We start from the raw sequence: 22,330 nt of genomic DNA on the forward strand, positions 1-22,330 counted from the left end.
TGCCCACGGGGCTCTCTCCACGGGGATGGCACGCTGGATGCTGCGTCACGTGTCGGGGGAAGCCCGGCATGTCGAAGATCCAGAGAGTCCTCACCACCGCGCTGCCGCTGTTGCTGTTGAGCGTGGCGGCGTACGTGCTGCACCGCGAGCTGTCGCACTTCCGCCGCGAGGACGTGAGCGCGGGGCTCGCGGCCGTGACGACCGGGCGGATCCTCCTGGCACTCGGCGTGACCGTCGTGAACTACGTGGCGCTCACGCTGTACGACGTACTGGCGCTGGGGCATGCGGGGCACCGGCTCCCGTACTCCCGCGTGGGGTTCACGTCCTTCGTGGGCTACGCCTTCGGGCACAACCTGGGGGCGTCGTTCCTGAGCGGCGGGTCGGTGCGCTACCGGCTGTATTCCGCGTGGGGGCTCACCGCGCTGGACGTCGCGCGCGTGTCCGCGTTCAACGCGCTCACGTTCTGGCTGGGCCTGGCCGCGGTCACCGGCACGTCGTTGCTCGTGGAGGGCGGGGGTGGGGTGCTGTCCCTGTCCACGTCGGTGGCACACGGGGTGGGGGGCGCGCTGGGGGCGCTGCTCGTGGGCTACTTCGTGGCGTGCGCCACCGTGCGCAAGCCCCTGCGCGTGCGCGGCCTGGAGTGGACGCTGCCGACGCCCGCGCGAGCCCTGGCGCAGCTGGTGGTGTCCTGCGGGGACTGGCTGCTGGCGGCGGCGGTGCTGTGGGTGCTGCTGCCCGCGGACAGCGGCGTGTCGCTGCCGTCGCTCACCGCGCTGTTCGCGCTGGCGCAGCTGGCGGGCATCGCCAGCCAGGTGCCCGCGGGCCTGGGCGTCTTCGAGACGGTGATGCTCTCCGCGCTCACGCCCCGCGTGCCCGCGCCCCAGGTCGTCGGGGTGCTGCTCGTGTACCGGATCATCTACTACCTGGTGCCGTTCATGGTGGCGGCGCTGCTGCTCGCGGGGCACGAGCTGCTCCAGCGTCGCCACCACCTCACGCGGCTGGCGAAGGTGGTGCACAGCTCGTTCGCGCCGGTGGTGCCGTGGGCCGCGTCGGCGGTGGCCTTCGTGGCGGGCACGGTGCTGCTGTTCTCGGGGGCGACGCCCGCCGCGACCGAGCGGCTCGCGTTGCTCCGTCGCCTGGTGCCGCTGCCGCTGCTGGAGGTGTCACACCTGCTGGGCAGCCTGGTGGGCGTGTCGCTGCTCCTGCTCGCGCGCGGGCTCCAGCGGCGCCTGGACGCGGCCTACGTGCTGACGCAGGTGCTGCTGGTGGCGGGCGCGGTGTTCTCCGTGGTGAAGGGCGTGGACTACGAGGAGGCCACGCTGCTGCTCGTGCTGGCCGCGGCGCTGGCGCCGTTCCACCAGCAGTTCTACCGGCACACGTCGCTGTTCGCGGAGGCCCTCAGCCCCGGGTGGCTCCTGGCCACGGTGGCGGTGGTGGGCGCGTCGGTGTGGCTGGGGTTCTTCTCCTACCGGCACGTGGAGTACCGCAATGATCTCTGGTGGCACTTCGCCTTCTCCGGGGACGCGCCGCGCTTCCTGCGCGCCAGCGTGGGCGTGCTGGGGACCATGGTCGTGGTAGGGCTCGCCGCGCTCCTGCGGCCGGCGGGGCCGCGCGCGCATCCGGCGACGGTGGAGGAGCTGCGGCGGGTGCGGCCCCTGGTGGCGAGCGCGCCGGAGTCCATGGCCTCGCTGGCGCTGGTGGGGGACAAGTCCCTGATGATCAACGACGCGGGCAGCGCGTTCCTGATGTACGGCGTGTCGGGCCGGGCGTGGGTCTCCATGGGGGATCCGGTGGGGCCGCCGGACGCGGCGACGGAGCTGGCGTGGCGCTTCCGCGAGCTGGCGGACCGGCATCACGGCTGGGCGTGCTTCTACCAGGTGGGCCCGGGCGCGCTGCCACGCTACCTGGACCTGGGCCTCACGCTGCTCAAACTGGGCGAGGAGGCCACCGTGCCGCTCCAGGACTTCGACCTGGAGGGGCCGGAGCGGCGCGGCCTGCGTCACACCCTGCGCCGCATGGAGCGCGAGGGCTGGACCTTCGAGGTGCGGCCGCGCGAGGCCGTGCCGGAGCTGCTGCCCCGGCTGCGGGCCATCTCCGACGCCTGGCTCGAGGAGAAGCACACGCGGGAGAAGGGCTTCAGCCTGGGGTGGTTCTCCCCTCGCTACCTGGAGCAGGGGCCGGTGGCGCTGGTGTGCAAGGACGGAGTCCTCACGGGCTTCGCCAACGTGTGGGCTCCGGACGCGAAGGAGGAATTGAGCGTGGACCTCATGCGCTACCAGCCGGGCAGCCCGCACGGCGCCATGGACTTCCTCTTCACGTCGCTGATGCTGTGGGGCCGGCGGCAGGGCTACCGGCGCTTCAACCTGGGCATGGCGCCCTTCAGCGGCTTCGAGGAGCGCACGCTCGCGCCGATGTGGAACCGGCTGGGCGCGCTCGTGTTCCGGCACGGCGAGCACTTCTACAACTTCCAGGGGCTGCGCCAGTACAAGGAGAAGTTCCGCCCGGACTGGGCCCCGCGCTACCTGGCCTCGCCAGGCGGGCTCGCGCTTCCAGGAGTGCTCACGGGTGTGGCCTCGCTGGTGTCGCGAGGGCTGGGTGGGATGGTGGCGCGATGAGCCGGCGCGCGGGAGGGTTCATGGTGGGCGCCGCGCTGGCGTTGACGCTGGCGCTCGTTCCGTGGGCGTGCACGTGCGCGGAGCCGTCTGGTGGCCCGACGCCCGTGGCCGGCCCCGCGCCCGAGGCCGCGCCCCGAGTGGAGACGCTGCATCCCGGAGGCCGCTTCGGTCACGTCACGGTGGTGACGCCGCCGGAGAGGCCTGGGACGGTGGTGCTGCTCCTGGCGGATGGGCCCGCGGAGCAGGGCCGCGCGCTGGAGCTGTCCCGCGTCCTGGCCTCGCACGGCGCGCTGGTGCTCGCGGTGGACGCGAGGGCGTATGTGCACGCCCTGGAGAAGGGCACCCGGTGCGCCTACCCGGCGGGAGACCTGGAGGTCTTGAGCCAGGGCTATCAGCAGCACGCGGAGCTGCCCGAGTACCTGCACCCCGTCCTCGTGGGGGATGGCGTGGGCGCGGCGGTGGCCTACGCGGCGCTGGCGCAGGCGCCGCCGGGCACGTTCCGGGGCGCGGTGAGCGTGGACTTCGCGCAGGCGCTGGAGACGTCCGCGGCCTTCTGTCCGGGCGCGGGGCTCGTGCGCTCTCGCGGGGACCGGCACACGCGGGAGCGGCTGGCGCCCTCGCGTGTGCTGAAGCAGCCGTGGGTGCTGCTCGTCGCGGACCACGATGTGGACCATCCGGTGAAGGCGGCCCACGGCTTCACCCGAGCGTTGGAGACGGCTCGCGTGTTGACGGTTCCTGGGCCGGGACTGGCGCGCATGCCGGTGGCCACCTGGCAGGGGGCGCTGCTGGCCGCGCATGACGCCGCCGCCACGCCGCTCACCGCGGAGATGCCGCAGCCAGTCGTCTCCGCGGCCGCGCCGCTTCCGGACGCGGGTGAGCGCGGGCGCGCGGGGGATGCGTCGGTGGAGGGGCTGCCGTTGGTGGAGGTCCCCGCGACGTCGAGCCTCCCGGGTGACACGCTGGCGCTCTTCGTCACCGGCGATGGTGGCTGGGCCAACCTGGACCAGTCCGTGTCCGAGTCGCTTGCCGCGCAGGGCATTCCCGTCGTGGGGTTCAACTCGCTGCGTTACTTCTGGAGGCGCCGCACACCCGAGGAGACGGCCACGGACGTGGCCCGAGCGCTGCGTCACTTCCTCTCCGCGTGGGGCAAGCAGCGCGTGGTGTTGCTGGGCTACTCGCGTGGCGCGGACGTGGTGCCGGCCATCGCCACGCGCCTGCCCGAGGAGCTACGCGGGCGCGTGCGGCTGGTCGTGCTGCTCGCGCCTGGCAAGGAGGCGGAGTTCGAGGTGCATGTCACCGATATCTTCGGCGGCAAGGGGCGGCCCACGAACGCGGTGCTCCCGGACGTGCGGGCCTTGAAGGGGACTCCCGTGCTCTGTCTTTATGGTGACGAAGAGTTGTCCGACAGCCTCTGTCCCGTACTGTCCGGCGTGCCCGGCACCCGGGCCGTGCTGCTCAAGGGAGGACACCACTTCGATGGGGACTACGCCGCCATCGCCCGGATCGTCCTGGGGGAACTCGGTATGGCATTGCCCTGATGCTCCGGGGTCGGAGGTCGAGTCGGCTGGAGGACGGGTGGCTGTCTTTGAGGTCTGATGCATTGACTTGCATGGGCGGAGCCTCTACTTCGCCCCGGCCCGGCCCTGGAGTGCCGGGTCTCGTGGGGGGCCAAACATGGTCCTGCAGTCCGCACCCGCCGTCAGCACTGTCGAAGGGCAGCTCCAAGGCGTGGTCGAAGAGGGGGTGTATGCCTTCAAGGGCATCCCCTACGCCCAGCCTCCCGTGGGCGCGCTGCGCTGGCGTCCGCCCGCCGCGGCCGTGCCCTGGAAGCACACCCGGCAGGCGTCCACGTTCGGCAAGTCCTCGCTCCAGTCGCGCGATGCCTGCATCGAGGGCGGTGGCGGGGACCCGTACCCGCTGGGCGAGGATTGTCTCTACCTCAACGTCTGGACGCCTCGCGTGGATTCCCAGGCGAGGCTGCCCGTCATCGTGTGGATCCACGGGGGTGCGTATGTGATTGGTGCGAGCGGCCTGCCCCCATACAACGGCGTACCCCTGGCGTCGCGGGACGTCATCCTCGTCACGCTGAACTACCGTCTGGGCCACCTGGGCTTCCTGGCGCATCCGGCGCTTCAGCAGGAGCCCGGGGGAGGCGCCGCCAACTTCGGCCTCTTGGATCAGGTCGCCGCGCTCCAGTGGGTGAACCGCAACATCGCCGGGTTTGGTGGAGACGCGAACAACGTTACGATCGTCGGCCAGTCCGCGGGCGCCAAGAGCGTGCTGGCCCTCTTCTGCATGGAGGCCGCGCGGCCCTACTTCCACCGGGGCGTGGCGCTGAGCGTGTACGGTCTGGACGAGATGCCGTTGGAGAATGCGCGGGTCAAGGGGGAGGCGCTGATCCGTGGCATGGGCGTGGCGGACGCGGACGCGACCCCGGAGCGCCTGCGCGAGCTGCCCGCGGAGTCCTTCTTGCAGCAGCCGCCGGAGCACTCGCTGGCGCCGGTGGCCGTGTCTGGAGACACGGTGCTACCGCAGTCCATCCTGTCTACCTTCAAGGCGCAGCAGCAGGCGCGGGTGCCGCTCATTCTGGGAAGCACCAGCGACGACGTGAGCGTGATGGAGGCCATGGGCAAGGATCCCATGGATGTCCTCTAGGCGCTGCGGGACAACAATGTGCCCATCGGCCTGCTCTATCCAGGAGTGTCGCCTGACGAGGAGCTGGCGCGCCAGGTATGCCGCGACATCGTCTTCACGCTCATCCCCCGGCAGGTCGCGGACCTGCACCAGAAGGTCTCCGACGCGTGGCGCTTCTACTTCGAGTACACAGCCGCCGAGCTCCGCCCGGAGTTCCCCGACGGCGTCCCACACGGCTCGGACGTCCCGTACTTCCTGGACACGGTGGCCCGTTGCCCGCCCACCCAGGACGTGCTCACCGAGGAGGACCGCGCGTACTCGCGTCAGGTGAGTGGTTGGGCGCTCCAGTTCGCCCGCACGGGAGCGCCCGCTTCCGAGACGGAGTGGCCGAAGCACCGGCAGGGCGAGGACCGCACCCTGCGCATGCAGCAGCCACCGAAGGTGGAGAACAACTTCATGCAGCTGCGTCTCAACACCTTCCTGCTCGCGAGCGCCATCATCAACAGCGCGGCCAGTGGCGCGGATGAGAAGTCAGGGACGCCACGCGACGTCCATCGCGCGGCCACGCCGCAGAAGAGGTCGCGGCCCGAAGGTGCGCTGTAGCCCCGAAACGAAAGAGGGGCGGCTGGCAGGGAACACTTGATGCTGGTTCTCTCCGGAGCTCAGCCGAGACCAGCCCGGGCAGGTCGCAAGAAAAGCGTTGGCAAATCCCGCGTCCCGAAATCCTCCGCGATGACGAGCACCTCGCGGAGCACACCGCTGGGCCTGATGGCGCTGTATTCGAGCAGGCGCCAACACGGCTCCACGAGCATGGACCGCCAAGCTCCGCGACGGTGTAGCCGCGAAACCGCCGAATTGGAGCTACAGGCGCAGAGGCCGCCCGGCGGGCACACTTTCCAGAAACCTGTCCGACAGTCGGACAGGTTTCACAGCCCGAAGTCCACAGCCGTTGACCCGTAGGACAGTCGAACAGGTCTGCGCAGTCTGCGACCCCGAGCGGCGAACCCGTAGGACAGTCGGATACATTTCACAACCTGCGGGGCCCCGAGCCACGAACCCGTAGGACCGTCGGACAGGTTTGTACGGCCTGGGCCCCCTACGAGCCACGAACCTGTAGGACGGTCGGAAGAGTTTGCGCGGCCTGGGCCCCCGACCCGCGAGTCTGTAGGACAGTCGGACAGGTCTTTCTCAGGTTGGGCCGTCGAACCGCGAATCTGTAGGACAGTCGGACAGGTCTTTCTCGGCTCGGGGCTCACGAGCTGCGAGCCTGTAGGCCGGTCGGACCGGGCCCGCGGTCTGGGGTATACGCTGCAATTGAATTGGATTTTCGGACGGGTCTTCACCCAATGAAGTCCGAGGCCGCGAGCGTGTCGGACAGTCAGATAGTCTTTGCAGCGTTGGCTTCTGGGGCGCGAGCATGTTTGATTTTTGGTCCGGTTCTTGCCGTATAGGGGCCGCCCGGTGAATCGGCCTGGCTGTCGGACACGTTGGCGCCGTTCGGGGCCCGGAGCTCGCGGACCTGTAGGACCGTCGGACTGGTTTTCGCCGCATGTGACCCGAGCCCGTGGGCGTGTCCGACCGTCGGACCGGTTTTCACGGAGCGGCGCTCGAGCTCGCGAACTTGTAGGACGGTTGGACAAGTTTTCCGCATGTGGCTCAGGGGTGCGCTGCCCCAACAGATGGCCTGGGTTGCGAGACCACTCGTCCATGTCAGACCCCCGTGGTTGGATGGCGATGCTGGGCCGAGGAAGGGGATGGAGATGGGACGGGGTGGACTGGTGGCGTATGTGGAAGCGCAGCTTGAACTTGATATCGCGCTGGGAAGGGTGCACCCGAGCGGGCAGTTCGGCCCTGAAGCGAAGCTGGCGCGTCGCTTTGGCGTGTGCCGGGGCACCATTCGCGAGGCACTGCGGCGACTCGCTGCGCGAGGCCTGGTGGTGCAGCACCCCGGACGCAATACGCGCGCGGTGGCGTTGGATGAGTCACTGACGCTGGAGAACCTGGGACTGGCGTTGCATGACGCACGCTCTCCGGACGCACGGTGGCTCCTGGAGGGCTACTTCAGCCTCCGGCGGCAGGTGATGGTGGAACTGCTGACCGACTGCTGCGCGAAGGCCTCCGAGAGGGACTTGAGCCAGTTGAAGGGCCTTTGCTTCCAGCTTTGGGACGCGGCCCGCTGGGAGCCGGGGGCGCGGTGCGCCCAGGTGGAGTTTGAGTTGCTGCGGCTGGCGGCAAGGGTGGCGGCTCGGCCTGGACATGTGCTCCTCGTTCAGTCCCTACAGCGGGCCTTCATGGTCGGCGCGGCCCGGCTGCTGCCCCTCTTGGGCGGTGAAGCGCTGCGCGAGTGGGCCAACTGCGCGCAGGTGACTTTGATGGAGCGTAACGTCCACGAACTCCAGCATGAGCTGCCCGCGCTGATGAAGGCTTACGACGAACAAGTCCTGGAGCAATTCGCGCCCGCCCTACGAAAGACTGCTTCCCTCGAAACCCACCGTGACGAGGAAGGCCTTGTTTGCGACACCGTGACCGCCACCTCTCCATCCGATGCGATGACGGCACGTCCCGGCACGGCGGCGCATGGTCTTGGCTGTCTCGAGCCTGTCGCCGAACCATCCTCCGCGCTGGAGACGTGCCTCGGCGTGGAGACGCCGGGGCTCGGTGTCCCTGCGCAAGCTCTTGTGCGAGACGAGGCGCTCAACACACGCCCCTGTGTGGATGAAGGAGGGCTTGCTCTCCCCTTGCCGGGTCCAACGCGGGACGCACGTCCCTCTGAGGAAGAGGAGGGAACTGTCCACCTTGCGCCGGTCGTCGAACAGGGCACGGCGGCTGCGGAACACACTCGCGTGAGAACGTGTGGCCTCGGTGGTCTTGCTCCCGTCACCGGGGACGGCGAGGCGCTTGGGGCCGCTCAGCGCCTTCGTGGCGAGGTTCTCTCGGGGGAGCCGAATGTCGCGCAGCGGCTTCTTTCCGCGTGGGGGCTCCCATTCCGTGAGGGCGGGGATTCTCCCGTCGATGCTCGCGGACACCTCCCTGGGGGGATGGCCGGGGCGGATGGACTGCTTCACGGCACATGGGGGCGCTTGGGTCGGTGGGCCATGCGCCTCTGGCGCTTCGTTGCCTGTTCCCTGGGCCCTGCGGCTTCGTGAGCGGCGGTGGTCTCCGCGTCCCGGGCACCCGTGATGCCAGGCGCGCCCTCCGTGTGGGGGGGCGCGCCTGCATCGCTGACCCTGGCGCCTCCATCCGGGCCTGGCTTCGGCGCCGGCTGGGACCGGGGACTTCTGGCTACCTGCTCAGGTGCTGAAGAGCACCAGGACGAAGGTGCTCGACTGGGGCAGTTGGAACACGGTGCCCTGGCGCAGCGAGCCCTTGAAGAAGGGCGCCGCGTCGTAGGCGGTGGCTCCCTTCAGGGCTTCACGGGTGGCCGCCGGCAGCCATCCGCCGTCATCCACCTTCACCGTCAGCCGCGTGGGCTTCAGCGTGGCCTGGAGCGCCTGGCCCTCCGCCTCCGGGTACTCCAGCACCGCGAGGAACTGCGTGTCCGTGGGCCCCAGCCCGCCCTGGATGCCTCGCGGCGACTGGCGCCACTGCACCGCCTGCGGGCGGCGCGGCAGCGTCACGGTCTTCTCCAGCGTCTCCAGGTCCGTTCCCGTCTTCGCCGCCGGCGCGGCCGTCTGTGTCGTCATGGATGCACTCCCCCCTGAGGGCTTGTCGCAGGCCAGCGAAACACACCCCGCGAGCAGGGTGGTAGCCAGCGTGCGCCTAACGGCCACCGATGGGACGCGACGTCGCATCCTCGGGGCTCCCCTGGTCCCACGTCACGTGCCGCTGCAGCGTGCCGTAGTTGGTGTACTGGTGCCCCAGGCCCGTGCGCTCCAGCCGGCCGTTGGCCGCGTCCGGCGTGCCGGTGTTGATGTCCGACTGGCCCGGGTTGAAGTTGTAGCGGTCCTCCGCGTGGAGCGTCATGTCCATCTCGAAGCGGGGCTTCCCGCCCGGCGTCTCCGGCGGATACACCGTCACCGTCGCGCTGTTCCAGATGGAGTGGCCGCCAATCGCCTTCTGCCAGTTCTCCGTCTCCGGGTACGGGAACTGCTCGCTGGCGCCCACGCCAATCTGCGAGCCGGTGATCTGGAACGTCACCGGCTTGCCGGCCAGGGACGGGTCCTGCGCGATCATCTGGTTGTACGCCGCCTCCGCCGCCTGCTGCGTGTCGCGCGTGGAGTTGGTGAGCACCGCCTGACCGGCGGGGTCCGTGCTGACGAAGCGCTCGTAGTCGAAGTGCCGGTCCGCGCCGTTGCCGTGCAGGAAGTGGTCGTACGTGTCCAGGCCATCCGGGATGTCGTTGTGCGGCACGCCCGGGATGCCCTGGACCGCGCGCGCGGCGTTGAGCTTCAGCTCCCACTCGGCCCGCGCCGCGTAGTCACCCAGCCCCGGGCTCTCCGTGGGGATGGGGTTGGGGTCGTTGGGGTCGTTGGGGTTCTGCAGGAAGCCGTTGTCGTGGTGGATGTCCGGGCGCCGGGGCGGACCCACCTGGTAGTCCGCCACCGTGGCGCCGTTCGTCTGCACCGCCGTGCCGGACGTCCCGACCGGCGTGGGCGTGGCCGCGGGCGCCTGCGCTCCCAGCGCGGGGCCCCCACGGCGGGCGGCCGGGGCGGACTCGAAGGTGTCGGACGGGCGCCGCGCGACGACCGGGGCCGGAGGCGGTGGGGGCGGGCGCACCGCCGGGGTCTGGGTCTGCTGCACACGCGCCGCGGTGGCGCCGCCAATCGACTCGCCTATTCTGGACATGTCGGGTCTCCCCCTCGAACCACCGAGACGGTGGACGTTGGTGGATTATCGACCCTTGCTGTCCGGAGTTGCGGTCCTCCCATACCTACATGTGCCCACGGTGAGAGCGGTCAGGGGGCTCCCGATAGGGGTCCACCGCGGCCAGGAGCATCTCTGTGCGCACCGGCTTGCCCAGGAGTGCCACCACCGTCCCGTGGGACGCCTGGAGGTCCGGAGCCGGGGGGCGCGCCAGCAAAGGCGGTTTCGAGGTGGGGTCCAGGCTCCGCAGCCGGGTGAGGAAGCGCGGGGCCTCCGGGCTGCGCAGCACCTGGCCGAGCAGCACCAGGGAGGGAATCCGGGGGCAGCACGTCCAGGGCCTGCGTGGCCGTGGCGACAGCCAGCACCGTGTAGCCCTCCAGCCCCAGGAGGGCCACCCGCGCCTCGCGCAGGTCGTCGTCGCTCCCGACCACCCGCGCGGTCGAGGCCTTGTCCAGGGCGTCCACCGTCAAACCCGATACCGCCCAGGTCCCGGGGCGTGCACACCCCGGGACCTGGGGACGGGGCCGCGTCTACGCGCGGGCCTTGGGGCTCAGCTGGGGCTTGAGGATGACCTTGGTGTAGCCATCCTTGCGCGCGTCGAACTTCTGGTAGGCGTCCGGCGCGTCCTGCAGCGGCAGGCGGTGGCTGACGATCATGCTGGGCCTGGCGCGGCCCGCGATGATGAGGTCGCGCAGGAAGTGGTTGTAGCGCTTCACCGGCGTCTGGCCGGTGCCCACGGTGAGGCCCTTGTCGAACACCTTGGCCCACGGCAGCGGGTAGATGCCCTGCCTGGCGTTCTCGTCCGGCGCGCCCGGATCCGGGGCGATGTAGACGCCCACGACGCCAATGGAGCCCGTGGGGTTCACCAGCTCCACCAGCTGCTCCAGCACCTGGGTGGGCTTCTCCCGGCCGCCGTGCGAGTCCGCGCCCTTGTTGTCGCGCGACTGGTAGCCCACGGCGTCGATGCCGCACATCACGCCCATGGCCTTCTCCTCGCCGGGGCGCAGCGCGCCCATGATGAGCGGGTTCTTGCGGCGCAGATCCATGATCTGCTTCACCGGGTCGCCCTTGGTGAAGTCGATGGGGGTGGCGCCCATCTCCTTCACCTTCGCCAGGCGCTCCGGGACGCTGTCCACCACGTAGACCTCCGAGGCGCCGCGCAGGAGCGCGCAGTAGCCAGCGAGCAGCCCTACCGGGCCCGCGCCGAACACGGCCACGGTGGCGCCCGGACGCACGTTGGCGAGCTCGGTGCCGTGGTAGGCGGTGGGGAACACGTCCGACAGGAGGAGGAAATCGTCCTCCAGGTCGTCGCCCGGCTGCCCCGGCAGCTTCAGGCAGTTGAAGTCCGCCCAGGGCACGCGGAGCAGCTCCGCCTGTCCGCCCCGGTACGGGCCCATGCCCGCGTAGCCGTAGCCCGCGTGCGGCGCCTCCGGGTTGGCGACGAGGCAGGACTCCGTGCGGCCTCGCACGCAGTCGAAGCAGGTGCCGCAGGCGATGTTGAAGGGCAGCACCACGCGGTCGCCCTTCTTGATGCTCCTGACGCCCGCGCCCACCTGCTCCACGACGCCCATGTTCTCGTGGCCGAACACCTGCCCTGGCTTGGAGGCGGTGCGGCCCTCATACATGTGCAGATCGCTTCCACAAATTCCGGCGGAGGTGACGCGGATGATGCAGTCCGTGGGCGCCTCCACCTTCGGATCCTCGACCTCCTCCACCTTCACCTGGCTGTTCTGCTTGTAGACGACTGCGAGCATGGGCCTCTCCCGGGTTGCGCCGTCGCGCGGCCCACCAATAGTGGGACGCAGCGCGTCCAGGGGAAGGGGGGCGGGAGAAGACGTGCCTGGCTGCCCCGTGCAGGCGTGCAGGGCGGGCACGCGGCCAAGGGCTGCGGCTGGCGCGTCCGGCGAGGGAATGCGCGGGGCCCCAGGCGGAGCTGCGGGAGCCGTCGCAGGGGACCTCGTCGTCCTCCGGGGCCATGCACCCGAGCCACACCTCCCCGTCCAGGTCGCAGCCACAGGTGGGCAGGGACTTCACCGTCCTCCCCGCGGCCCTCCCGCACCACCTGCACCGTTTCATGCGCTGAGCGTCATGGGGTGGACGTCGACGCGCTTGGGGCCGGACCCAGTGCTGCCACGGGCCGCTCGCCACGTACCGGCCGCGCCCCAGCTTGCCGCCGTCGATGAGGACGTGCCGTTCGGTACCACCCGAGGGCAACAGGCTGATGCGGGGTGGACTCCCCCTGGGGCACGTCGAAGTGGAGGATGCGCGGGCGCGCGGGCATGGCGGGGCCATCGGGGGCCCCGTGCCCGAAGCGTGTCGACGCGGCCGGCCTGCTTAGTGCGCCAGCACCACCGGCGCCTCCGCCGGGGACACCAGCGACTGGCGCTCCCACGCGCGGCTGCGCCAGCGCAGCCACATGGCCAGGCCTCGCGTCCACTCATCCGCGGCCACGGCGAGCCACACGCCCGCGAGCCCCAGTTGCAGGTGGAACACCAGGAGGTAGCCCAGCGGCAGGCTCATGCAGACCATGGAGATCATCGCCATGATGACCGGGAAGGTGGCGTCCCCCGCGGCGCGCAGCGCGTTCACCAGCACCAGGTTGAACGAGCGGCCTGTCTCCAACAGCAGGCTCAGCACCAGCACCTGCGAGGTGAGCCGCAGGATGTCGACGTCGTGCGTGAAGAGGCGGATGAGCGGCTCGCGCAGGAGGATGGCCGTCACGTCCACCGCCACCGTGATGCCGATGCTCCACTTGAGGCTCTTGAGCACCCGCGCGTACGCGTGCCGCGAGCGCTTCGCTCCCACCAGCCGGCCCACGATGATGGACGTGCCCATGCCAATGGCCAGGCTGCACAGGAACACGTACTGGGACATGGCGTTGGCGTACTGCCGCGACGCCAGCGCCACCGGGCCCAGGTACGTCACGTAGTACAGGAACACCGTCTGGCACGCGTGGTACGTCATCTGCTCCACCGCGGACGGCACGCCCACTCGCAGGATCTTGCGCACGTAATCGCGCGTCAGCGCCGCGAAGTTCCCCGGCCGCATCTTCACGTCCATCACCCGCCACAGCATCCACCCGAAGACGCCCACCGCCACCGCGCGGCTGAAGACGGTGGACAGGGCCGCGCCCGCCACGCCGTGCGCCGGGAAGCCGAAGTGCCCGAAGATGAGCACCCAGTTGCCCATCACGTGCACCACGTTCATGCCCATGGCCACGTACATGGACTGCCGCGTGAAGCCATACGTGCGGATGAGACTGGAGAAGACGTTGATGAGCGCCTGCAGGAACAGGAAGCCGCCCGCGATGTGCCAGTAGGTGCTCGCGTACGCCCGCGTCCCGGGCTCCAGGTTCATCCGCCCCAGGATGGCGTCCGCGGACAGCAGGAGCCCGCCGCTCACCGCCAGCCCCAGGAGGAAGTTCATGGTGATGGCCTGCGCCGCGATGCGCGCCGCCTCCGCGCTCCGCTTCGCGCCCAGGTACTGAGACACGACGATGGACGCGCCGTGGCTCACCACCTCCATCACCAGGATGCAGATGAAGACGTACTGGTTGACGACACCGACCGCGGACACCGCGGCGTCCGACACGCCGCTGAGCATCAGCGTGTCCGCCGTGCCCATCAGCATGAAGAGGAAGATCTCGAAGAAGATGGGCCAGGTGAGCCGGAACAGGCCCGGCTCGCGGGAGGGAGTCGTCTCGACTTCAGTGTGCATGGATGCGTCGCGTCAGGTGGCACCACTGTGCGCGCGCGATTTTTCGATTTCAACCAGAAGCACCCACGCCGCCTGCCTGGCAGGCGCGGATGCTTGGCGTTGCAAGAGTGAGGGCGGAACCTACGAAGCTGTCGGTGATGAAGGACTCGCGGATGGAGTTGTCGCAGGCGCCCTCTCTTGGGCGGGCGTGCGCCGGATGCCCCGCCGGGTGTTGCCCACAGGACGGCTCCGACGATGAAGCCGTCTGCCTTCCCCTGTCGCGCCGTCGGACGCAGGATGGTGGAGCACGTTGCGGGCCCGGAGCCCCGGCCCGGGAAGGGACACGACATGCGCGGCACCGCGGGTGAGCTGTTCGTCGATGACGGTGGAGCGGGGCAGGGGACACCGGTGGTGTTCGTGCACTCGGCTTGTGGGGACACCAGGCAGTGGACGGCGCAGCTTCAGCACGTGCGTTCGCGCCGGCGCGCGGTCGCCCTGGACCTGCGGGGACATGGCCAGTCCACGCTCACGTCGGACGCGGACTTCACCGTGGAGGACCTCGCCCGGGACGTGGCCGCGGTGGTGGAGGGGCTCGGGCTGTCGCGCGTGGTGCTGGTGGGACACAGCCTGGGCGGCGCGGTGTGTCTGGCCTACGCGGCCGCGCACCCGGAGCACGTGGCGGGCCTCTTCCTGTTGGATCCCGCGGCCGATGGCCGCCAGGTCCCGAAGGAGGCTGCGGAGGGGATGATGGCCGCGCTCGACACCGACTCCTGGGCGCAGGTGATTGCGCAGTACTGGAGCACGCTGCTGGTGCCATCCAGCCCCCAGGTGCGCGAGCAGGTGCTGGGGCAGCTGCGGCGCACGCAGCGCGCGGCGGTGAAGGCCGCCATGGGCGCGCTGCTCAAGTTCGACCCCGTCACCGCGCTGAAGCGCTATCCGGGGCCGGCCCTGTCCGTCATCACGCCGCTCAATGAGACCCCCGGTGCGTACCACATGCTCGTCCCGAGCCTTCCGTCGAAGCGCGTGACGGGCACGGGGCACTGGGTGCAGCTGGACGCGCCGGAGCAGGTCAACGCGCTGCTGGACGGCTTCCTGGCGACGGTGCCCTGAGCAGGGCATGACCTCCGGGCGGAGCCGCTGGCCGTCGTTGCTGGACCCGCTCCGCCGCGGGGCGGCGGCCCCGTCGCCGCTCCCGTCCATGACGTCCAGCACCTCGCCGAGGTGGCGCGACACCCGCCGCTAAGGCTCGTTGACCGTGGAGGGCCGTGCCTCGCGCGTGTCGACGGGCGGGGCCTCCAGGAGGCGGAGGGCGGCGGTGTGGAGCACGGTGAGCTGGCGCGTGAGGCGCTCGAGCTGGGACTGGAGCAGGGGGGCCTCGGCGCCCAGGGCCGCTCCAGCCGCGTCCGGGTGGGGGACGTTCCAGCCGATGAGCGCGTCGAAGGCGGGCAGGGGCTTGGGGCGGCGGCCGTGGTGCACCGCGTCCGCCAGGTCCTCCATGCTCGCGTCCATGGCGCGCGCGAAGCGCGACAGGGCCTCCTGCACCGCCGGGGTGGTGGGCACGGAGCGCCGCGACGCGAGCAGGGTGCAGACGGCGGCGAAGCGCCGGGTGAAGGCGAGCAGCGTCATCTGCGGCTCCACGGCCTCCGTGCGCCAGCGCGGCTCGGTGAGCAGGCGCTGGAAGGACGTCTCCGCGTTGATGGTGGCCAGCCCCAGCTTGCGGCGCACCTCCACCAGCGCCGCCGCGTCCGGCGGTCCGCCCCGCTGCCACGCGCGGGCCAGCACGCCGAAGAACTCGCGGTCCGCGCGCAGCGCGTCCGCCACCTGCGACGGGAAGCGCTGGTGCTCCGAGCGCTGCCACAGGAAGAAGGTCCCCGCGAGCGCCAGCCCGCCGCCGATGAGCGTGTTGACGATGCGCACCGGCGCCAGCGTCCAGTCCCCGCTGCCCATCTCCGCCAGCAGCACGAAGGTGAGCGTGGCGAAGATGGTGTAGAGCCCGTAGTTGAGCGGGATGAGGCTCACGCACAGGGCGGCCGTGCAGAACAACAGGCCCTGCATCGCGTGCGGGTTCTGGAGCCACGACGACACGGCGATGGCCAGCAGTCCTCCCACCACCGTCCCCAGCACGCGTTGGAGCGCCTTGAGAAAGGTGGGCCCGGTGTACGGCTGCATGATGGTCAGGACGGTGATGGTCACCCAGTAGCTGTGGTTCGGCCGGAACACGCTGGCCACATAGACCGCCACCGTGGTGGTGATCCCCGCGCGCAGCGCGTGCCGCAGCACCTCCGAGTCCAGCGTGAGGTGCGCGCGCACGGGGTCCAGCAGGGAGGCGTGGGACTCCTCGGCCAGCGCGCGCGCCGGGGGCGGGGCCTTCGAGAGCGGGCCGGGCAGCCGGCACGCGGTGTCCAGCGCCACGTCCGCGCGCTGACGCAGCTCCGTGAGCAGCCGCGCGATGTCCGACAGCCGCGCCCGCTCCAGGCGCGTCATCAGGCCCCGCGCGTCCAGGTCTCCGACCGCGTCGCGCAGCGCCCGCCCGTCCCACTCCGGCTGGGGCCTGCGGCTGCGGCCCTCCTGCTCCACCAGCCGCACCAGGTCCCGGGCCGTGTTCGCGCAGTCCAGCAGCGCCACGGCCACCGCCGCGCGAGGATCTCCCGCGGGGCCGCTCACCGGCGGGCCCAGGCTCTCCAGCTGTTCGCCCAGGGCGATGAGCCCCATGAACATCGCGTCCGCGGACTCCAGGAGCACCAGCAGCCGCTCGCCCCGGCCGCGCTCGCCCCGGCCCTGGCGCGTGGCCGCGAGCGTGGTGCGCGCCACCTCCAGCAGCTCGCGGATGCGCCCGTGCTGCTCCTGGATGAGCGCCTGCCAGGCGTCCTCGCGCGCGCCCTGCACCGTGCGCGACAGCCCCTCCGCGTAGTCCGCCACCGCGTCGAAGCACGCCGCCACCGCCTTGCGCGCGGGCCGGTAGGGGCGGATGGGCCAGAGCACCAGTGACAGCAGCATGGCCCACGCGGAGCCGCCCAGCACGGCCGCGCCGGACTCCAGCGCGGGCACGACGCCGGTCGCGGGCAGGGCCAGCGCGATGACGAAGGTGGTGGCGGCGATGTTGCCGGTGATGTTCGCCGCGGGGCCGTACACGCCCGCGAAGCTGAACGCCGTCACCCACAGCAGGGCGGCGGGGATGGCCAGGGCCGGGTGCATCCCCGCCAGGCCGCCCACCACCGCGGCCGCCGCCGCGGCCAGCGCCGTGCCGCCCATCGCGCGGAAGCGGGCGTGGTAGGAGCCGCCCTTGTCCACGAAGGACGTGTTGAAGCCGCCGATCGCGAGCCACAGGGTGCCGGGCAGGTGCAGCGCGGTGCCCACGAGGGTGGGGACGAAGAACGCGAGCGCGGCCCGGAGGCCCGCCTTCACCGCGGGCCGCACGGGCGCGAAGCGGGCCACGGCCTTCGCATGGTCCAGGAACTGACGGTGGAGCACGCCTCCCCCATAGAGCAACGCCCCTGGTCGGGCCACCGGAATCCGGGCCGGATGCCGTGAGGGCGTCACTCGCGCGCCCCGCGCCGGGGCCTGCCCGGTGCACGGCGGGGGCAGGCGCCAGGGCGGGCGCACCGGCCGTGGCGCCAGGGGCCCACGCCCAGGCCGTGGCGCCGGGCCGCGGTGTCCACGCCGCGCGGGATGCGCGCCTCGTCGCTCGGGCCGCGCGCCATGCGCCCCGCGGCCCGCCAGCGTGGTCGCGCTCGCCGGCGCTCCTCCCGGCCTCGGAAGAGGTCCTCCCGCGCGGGGCGGCGTGCCCCCACGGAAGCGCGAAGGGGACCCGGGGCGCGCGCCCCAGGTCCCCTCCGCGTGTCACTTCAGGTCACTGCCCCGCCAGCTCACTGGACGGCGAACACCAGGTCGTCGCGGTCGTTGTAGTCGTTGGGGACGCACGCGCTGGTCGGGCTGCCGCTGCTGTAGCGGAACTGCGCGCGCACGGCCTGGTTGGCGCCGGAGGGCAGCGTGTACGTGGTGGACAGCGTCTGGGCGCCCGCGACCGTCGGCGTGAGGGTGGTGAGCAGCGTCCAGGTGGGCGTCGTCGCGGTGGCGTTGGCCGTGTAGTACAGGTCCAGCCGGTCCAGCGATGGGGTCGCGTAGGCCCAGATCGTGGCCTCCACCTTCACTTGCTTGCCCGCGGCGAAGTTGGAGCCGTCCAGGGTGGACACCTTGACGGCCTCCACGGACTCGTCGCTCTTGTAGGTGCCCGCGCTGCCGTCGCCGCACGTGCCGCGCAGCGTGTTGGGGGTGTTCTTCTCCGGGCCCTTGGTGCCGCGGCCGTTGAAGAGCGTGCCGCTGTCACAGCTGGCGGCGGCCGCGCTGCAACGCACCGTCTTGAGCGTGGTGTCGTAGGTGCCGGACGTGGACACGTTGGACACCGTCACCGTGCGGGCCGTCGTGGTGGCGGTGTTGCCCGAGCCGTCATACGCCTTCGCCGCCACCGTGTGGCCGCCGTTGGCCACCGTGCGGCTGTCCCACGCGTAGCTGTACGGCGAGGAGACGACGGTGCCCTTCACCGCGCCGTCCACCAGGAACTCCACCTTGCTGACGCCCACGTTGTCGCTGGCCGTCGCGGTGATGGCGGTGGTGCCCGTCACCGTGGCGCCGCTCGCCGGGGCGGTGAGCGACACCGTGGGGGGCGTGGTGTCCGTGGGCAGGCCCGGGATGGTGCCCTTGCCCAGCTCCGCCAGGTACGCGGCGCCGATGCGCGCGAACTTCAGCGCGTTGTTGGCGTTGTTGCCGCTCTGGCCATCCGTGCTGTTGGCCAGCGTGTCGTCGGCGGAGTGGATGTAGGGGCTGTGCTGGCTCATCAGCGCCTCGAACGGCAAGGACGCCGGGTAGCCTTGCTCGTTCCACGCCGCGTGGTCGGAGCACCCGTAGCCGCACGTGATGGTGGTGCGCGAATATCCCGTGTACGTGTCGATGAGGTTGCCCAGGAACGCGTTCTGCGCCGCGTTGGTGTTGTCCGTGACGAGCGTCACCTCCCATGTGGAGCCGCGGTAGTTGGTCATGTCCAGTTGGAGCACGCCCACCACGTTGATGTTCGCGGAGTAGTGCGCCTGCGCGATGGCCTGAGAGCCTTTGAGGCCCACCTCCTCCGCCGCGTACGCCATGAACTTCACCGTGCGCGCCGGCTTGTAGCCCTTGGCCATGGCCACGCGGAACACCTCCGACAGCGTGGCCACGCCGGAGGCGTCGTCATCCGCGCCCGGCGCCGTCGCCGTGGGAAAGCTGGAGGAGCTCCCCGTGCTGTTGATGGAGTCCAGGTGGCCGCCAATCACCACCACCTCGTCCGGGTACACGGCGCCGGTGATGGTGGCGATGACGGACGGCTGCGTCCAGCCGGCGTGCGTATACAGCTGCACGCTCACGTCGTCGCGGCCGCTGGCGTAGGACGTCCAGGTGTCCTTGAGCCAGGTGGCCGCCTGCGTGCCGCCCGTGGAGTTGTTGTAGTAGCGGTTCGTGTAGCTGGACAGCTGGGTGATGATGCCGCGGATGCTGGCCTCCTGCAGGCCGGTGAAGAGCGAGTTGACCACCGGCGCGTTGTCCAGCGTGTAGCCCACCAGCGACTGCGTGGGCTGCGCGGGGGTGAGCGCCGCGAGCGCCGCCTCCTGCGTGTCGTGCGCCATGAAGCCCGCGCAGCGGTGATACCGGTCGTGCATGATGGCGGACACGTCACCCAGCTGCGACTCGGTGAGCTTCAGCACGCTCACCCCGTTCGCCTCGCGCACCAGCGTGGGCGCCATCGCCCCCACCGCGCGGAACGACGAGCGCACCGTCTCCACCGTCTCCGACCCGAGGGTGATGAACACCTCCTTGTCACGCGGCTGCTCGGCGGATGCGGTGGCGCAGCACAACGACACGACAAGGGAGGCCAGGCTCTTCAAACGCATGTTCCGCTCCGATTCCAGGCGAGGGGCGCACTGCCGGGAGGCACGACGGGGCACCCACGTCCCGGTCCGGACCAGGTGGCCAGACCTCGTGGGGCGGGGCGCATCCTGTGGAATTCAAGATGAGCCCGTCAAGCAGGAGACCGGAGTGAAACGGGATGAGACAGGTTTTTCTGCCAACCCAACGGTGACGCACGCGAGCCACGCCCGGGCGCGCCTCGGGAGGGCTCACGCGGGGGGCACGGGCTGACGCCACGTTGGAAATACGGGGGAGGCGCCGAGGGAGCGGACGGCGCTCAGGTCTGCAGGTTCATGGCCAGCGAGCGGCCGGCGGCGAAGCGGGGCTCCGCCTGGAGCTTCTCCAGCACGCGCTCCGAGGCGATGAGCGTCACCTGGGGCAAGAGGCCCGGCTCGCTCATCCACTTCACCGCGCCCAGCAGGTGGTGGGCCTTGATGAACTCCAGGACGGCGTTGTGGAAGGCCTTGCCCTCCTCGCGCCACTCCTGGGCCAGCTCCCCCCGGCCGCGCGGCTCCGAGGCCTTGGGGGCCTTGGCCGGGCGCCGCTTCGGGGACTGCTCTTCACGGGGCAGGACGATGATTTCGATGAACATCGCGGCAACCCTCCTGAAGGCAAGAACAGCGAAGTGGCGCGGACTATCGCACGAAGCTGCGTCGTCCCGCCGCCGCGCGCTCGCGCTTTTGTGGAAGTTGCTGCCGCTTTCACGACTTCCCGGGCGGGTGCACCTTGACATGCACGAATTGCCGCTCTGATGGTCGCGGGTCCGCTGCCTGCAAGACAGACAGCCCCCATCAAGTCACGGGAGGTAGACCATGGAACCGCACCACGGCCGCATGTTCGACCATGTCCACCTCCAGGTCCGGGACCTGGAGGCGAGCAAGCGCTTCTACCGCGCGGTGCTGGAGGTGATGGGCCTCCCGGTCTTCAATGAGAGCGAGCGGCACCTGGCCGCGGACGAGCTCTTCCTCAGCAACGACCGCGAGCCCACCGCGCGCGTGCACCTGGCCTTCCAGGCGAAGAACCGGGAGCTGGTGCACCGCTTCCACCTGCATTGGCCCGCGCGCGGGGACCGGGAGCTGGAGTAAAGACGGGGTGCGTCAAAACAGGAGGATGGACATGAGCCGCGTGCTGGACGAGCTGTTGGGGCTCCTGAAGCTGGAGCCCATCGAGGAGAACCTGTTCCGTGGCGCCAGCCAGGACCTGGGCTTCCGGCAGCTCTTCGGAGGGCAGGTGCTGGGGCAGTCGGTGTCCGCCGCCAGCCAGACGGTGGAGGAGCAGCGCACGGTGCACTCGCTGCACGGCTACTTCCTGCGCCCCGGGGACGCGGGCCTGCCCGTCGTCTACACCGTGGACCGCGTGCGCGACGGCGGCAGCTTCACCACCCGCCGCGTGGTGGCCATCCAGAAGGGGCAGCCCATCTTCACGCTGATGGCGTCCTTCCAGGGAGAGGAGCCGGGCTTCACGCACCAGGCCACCATGCCGGACGTGCCGCCGCCGGAGTCGCTGCCCACGGACCTGGAGCTCCTGGGGCGCCACGCGGGCCGGATGTCCGAGCGGCACCGGGAGAAGTTCCTCTCCGCCAAGCCCATCGAGATGCGCCCCGTCACGTACGTGGACCCCTTCGAGCCCAAGGCCGAGCCGCCCGTGAAGCACGTCTGGTTCCGCGCCGACGGCGACATGCCCGACGAGCCCCAGGTGCACCGCTACGTGCTCGCGTACGCCAGCGACTTCAACCTGCTGGGCACCGCGCTCCAGCCGCACGCGCAGACGTTCCTCAAGCCGGGCTTCCAGATGGCCAGCCTGGACCACGCGCTGTGGTTCCACGGCGACCTGAAGGTCAATGACTGGCTGCTCTACACCATGGAGAGCCCCTGGGCCGGCAACGCCCGGGGCCTGGCGCGCGGGCACGTCTTCACCCGCGACGGGCGGCTCGTGGCCTCCGTGGCCCAGGAGGGGCTCCTGCGCCAGCGCACGGACGCGCGCTGACGGGGCGCGGTCAGAACGGCGGGGCCGGCACCGCCCGGGGCCGGGGGCCGTCCAGGTTGATGACGCCCCCGCGGTCGTCCGGGTCCGAGCCGGTGGTGGGCTCGAAGAACATGCTCGCCACCACCAGCGACCCGAGCACCACCGCGCCGATGCCGCCCGTCAGCAGCAGCGTCTTGCCCAGGCTGAACTCGCGCAGCTGGGCGTGGTCCACCTCCGACAGGGGCACCACGAGCGCGGGCGCGGAGGCGTTGGCGGTGGAGCCCTTCAGCGGCACGCCCCGGAAGCGCTCGCCGTCCACGCCCACCGCGATGAAGCGCTGGAACTCCGCCTCCGCCTGCGCGGACACGCGCGCCAGCGCCAGGGGCGTGTCGGACGAGAACTGGTGCGGCTGGCCCTCCACGTCCCGCACCGTGCGCTTGCGCTCGGTGGGGCGGTTGAGCATCACGTCGCCCAGCTCCCGCATCAGCGCCGCGTTGTCGTCCCGGAAGCCATCCAGCCGCGCCAGCTCCGGCTTGGGAATGGCGTAGGTCGTGGTGCAGGACGCCAGCAGGGACAGCGCGGTCAGCGCGGCGCACAGACGCATGGGACGGCTCCTCCGTCAGGGACTGGCGGAAAGCCTATCCCGGGGCGGGCCCCGGCGACTACCGGGGCCCGCGGCCGGC

Annotated in this window: 17 protein-coding genes; 8 read left to right on the plus strand and 9 right to left on the minus strand. The window is 70.9% G+C overall.

Annotated elements, in window-relative coordinates; translation table 11 throughout:
* Positions 1-68 precede the first annotated feature (68 nt).
* The 5 genes from mprF (at position 69) to U8525_RS05210 (ending at position 8,395) form a co-directional block, all read left to right on the plus strand.
* Positions 69-2,615, plus strand: a complete 2,547-nt coding sequence (mprF, locus tag U8525_RS05190) for a bifunctional lysylphosphatidylglycerol flippase/synthetase MprF (RefSeq protein ID WP_374261835.1) — start codon at positions 69-71, stop codon at positions 2,613-2,615.
* Complete coding sequence (locus tag U8525_RS05195) at positions 2,612-4,153, plus strand: virulence factor family protein (protein WP_374261837.1); 1,542 nt, start codon at positions 2,612-2,614, stop codon at positions 4,151-4,153. The genes mprF and U8525_RS05195 overlap by 4 nt, the downstream gene beginning before the upstream one ends.
* Positions 4,154-4,289: 136 nt before the next feature.
* Positions 4,290-5,270: a carboxylesterase/lipase family protein gene (locus U8525_RS05200; protein WP_374261839.1), complete on the plus strand. Its 981-nt coding sequence runs from the start codon at positions 4,290-4,292 to the stop codon at positions 5,268-5,270.
* Positions 5,271-5,288: 18 nt separating this feature from the next.
* The gene (locus U8525_RS05205) at positions 5,289-5,852 is read left to right on the plus strand and encodes a carboxylesterase family protein (RefSeq protein WP_374261841.1); all 564 of its coding nucleotides are present in this window, start codon (positions 5,289-5,291) and stop codon (positions 5,850-5,852) included.
* Positions 5,853-7,036: 1,184 nt separating this feature from the next.
* A complete protein-coding gene (locus U8525_RS05210) occupies positions 7,037-8,395 on the plus strand; it encodes a FadR/GntR family transcriptional regulator (protein WP_374261843.1) in 1,359 nt (452 codons plus the stop codon).
* Positions 8,396-8,539: 144 nt separating this feature from the next.
* Here the strand turns inward: U8525_RS05210 and U8525_RS05215 are convergent, their stop codons facing one another.
* The 5 genes from U8525_RS05215 to U8525_RS05235 all read right to left on the minus strand — a co-directional run bounded on the left by U8525_RS05215 (position 8,540) and on the right by U8525_RS05235 (position 13,769).
* Positions 8,540-8,932 carry a hypothetical protein gene (locus U8525_RS05215; RefSeq protein WP_374261845.1) on the minus strand — a complete coding sequence of 131 codons (393 nt, stop codon included), beginning with the start codon at positions 8,930-8,932 and terminating at the stop codon, positions 8,540-8,542.
* A gap of 76 nt (positions 8,933-9,008) precedes the next feature.
* Positions 9,009-10,034 (minus strand): hypothetical protein, encoded by a 1,026-nt coding sequence (locus tag U8525_RS05220; RefSeq protein ID WP_374261847.1) that lies wholly within the window; start codon positions 10,032-10,034, stop codon positions 9,009-9,011.
* 85 nt (positions 10,035-10,119) lie between these two features.
* Positions 10,120-10,356 (minus strand): hypothetical protein, encoded by a 237-nt coding sequence (locus U8525_RS05225; RefSeq protein WP_374261849.1) that lies wholly within the window; start codon positions 10,354-10,356, stop codon positions 10,120-10,122.
* Positions 10,357-10,582: 226 nt separating this feature from the next.
* Complete coding sequence (locus U8525_RS05230; protein WP_374261851.1) at positions 10,583-11,806, minus strand: glutathione-independent formaldehyde dehydrogenase; 1,224 nt, start codon at positions 11,804-11,806, stop codon at positions 10,583-10,585.
* 580 nt (positions 11,807-12,386) lie between these two features.
* Positions 12,387-13,769 carry an MATE family efflux transporter gene (locus tag U8525_RS05235; protein WP_374261853.1) on the minus strand — a complete coding sequence of 461 codons (1,383 nt, stop codon included), beginning with the start codon at positions 13,767-13,769 and terminating at the stop codon, positions 12,387-12,389.
* A 327-nt stretch (positions 13,770-14,096) separates the two neighbouring features.
* On the opposite strand from U8525_RS05235, the gene U8525_RS05240 reads away from it, so the two are divergent.
* Entirely contained in the window at positions 14,097-14,858 is a 762-nt protein-coding gene (locus U8525_RS05240; protein WP_374261855.1) for an alpha/beta fold hydrolase, read from the plus strand.
* A 129-nt stretch (positions 14,859-14,987) separates the two neighbouring features.
* Here U8525_RS05240 and U8525_RS05245 read toward each other — a convergent pair whose 3' ends face one another.
* The 3 genes from U8525_RS05245 to U8525_RS05255 form a co-directional block, all read right to left on the minus strand.
* Entirely contained in the window at positions 14,988-17,219 is a 2,232-nt protein-coding gene (locus tag U8525_RS05245; RefSeq protein ID WP_374261857.1) for an FUSC family protein, read from the minus strand.
* A gap of 395 nt (positions 17,220-17,614) precedes the next feature.
* Positions 17,615-19,666 carry a M20/M25/M40 family metallo-hydrolase gene (locus tag U8525_RS05250; RefSeq protein ID WP_374261859.1) on the minus strand — a complete coding sequence of 684 codons (2,052 nt, stop codon included), beginning with the start codon at positions 19,664-19,666 and terminating at the stop codon, positions 17,615-17,617.
* Positions 19,667-19,959: 293 nt separating this feature from the next.
* Complete coding sequence (locus U8525_RS05255) at positions 19,960-20,274, minus strand: hypothetical protein (RefSeq protein WP_374261861.1); 315 nt, start codon at positions 20,272-20,274, stop codon at positions 19,960-19,962.
* 220 nt (positions 20,275-20,494) lie between these two features.
* Here U8525_RS05255 and U8525_RS05260 point away from each other — a divergent pair, with 220 nt between their 5' ends.
* Together U8525_RS05260 and tesB are read left to right on the plus strand one after the other, a co-directional pair.
* A complete protein-coding gene (locus U8525_RS05260) occupies positions 20,495-20,767 on the plus strand; it encodes a VOC family protein (protein WP_374261863.1) in 273 nt (90 codons plus the stop codon).
* A 31-nt stretch (positions 20,768-20,798) separates the two neighbouring features.
* Positions 20,799-21,668 (plus strand): acyl-CoA thioesterase II, encoded by an 870-nt coding sequence (gene tesB, locus U8525_RS05265; RefSeq protein ID WP_374261865.1) that lies wholly within the window; start codon positions 20,799-20,801, stop codon positions 21,666-21,668.
* A 10-nt stretch (positions 21,669-21,678) separates the two neighbouring features.
* Here tesB and U8525_RS05270 read toward each other — a convergent pair whose 3' ends face one another.
* Positions 21,679-22,251, minus strand: a complete 573-nt coding sequence (locus U8525_RS05270) for a hypothetical protein (protein ID WP_374261867.1) — start codon at positions 22,249-22,251, stop codon at positions 21,679-21,681.
* Positions 22,252-22,330 lie beyond the last annotated feature (79 nt).

Origin of the sequence: Corallococcus sp. RDP092CA (genome assembly GCF_041903675.1) — a bacterium.
Lineage (GTDB): Bacteria > Myxococcota > Myxococcia > Myxococcales > Myxococcaceae > Corallococcus.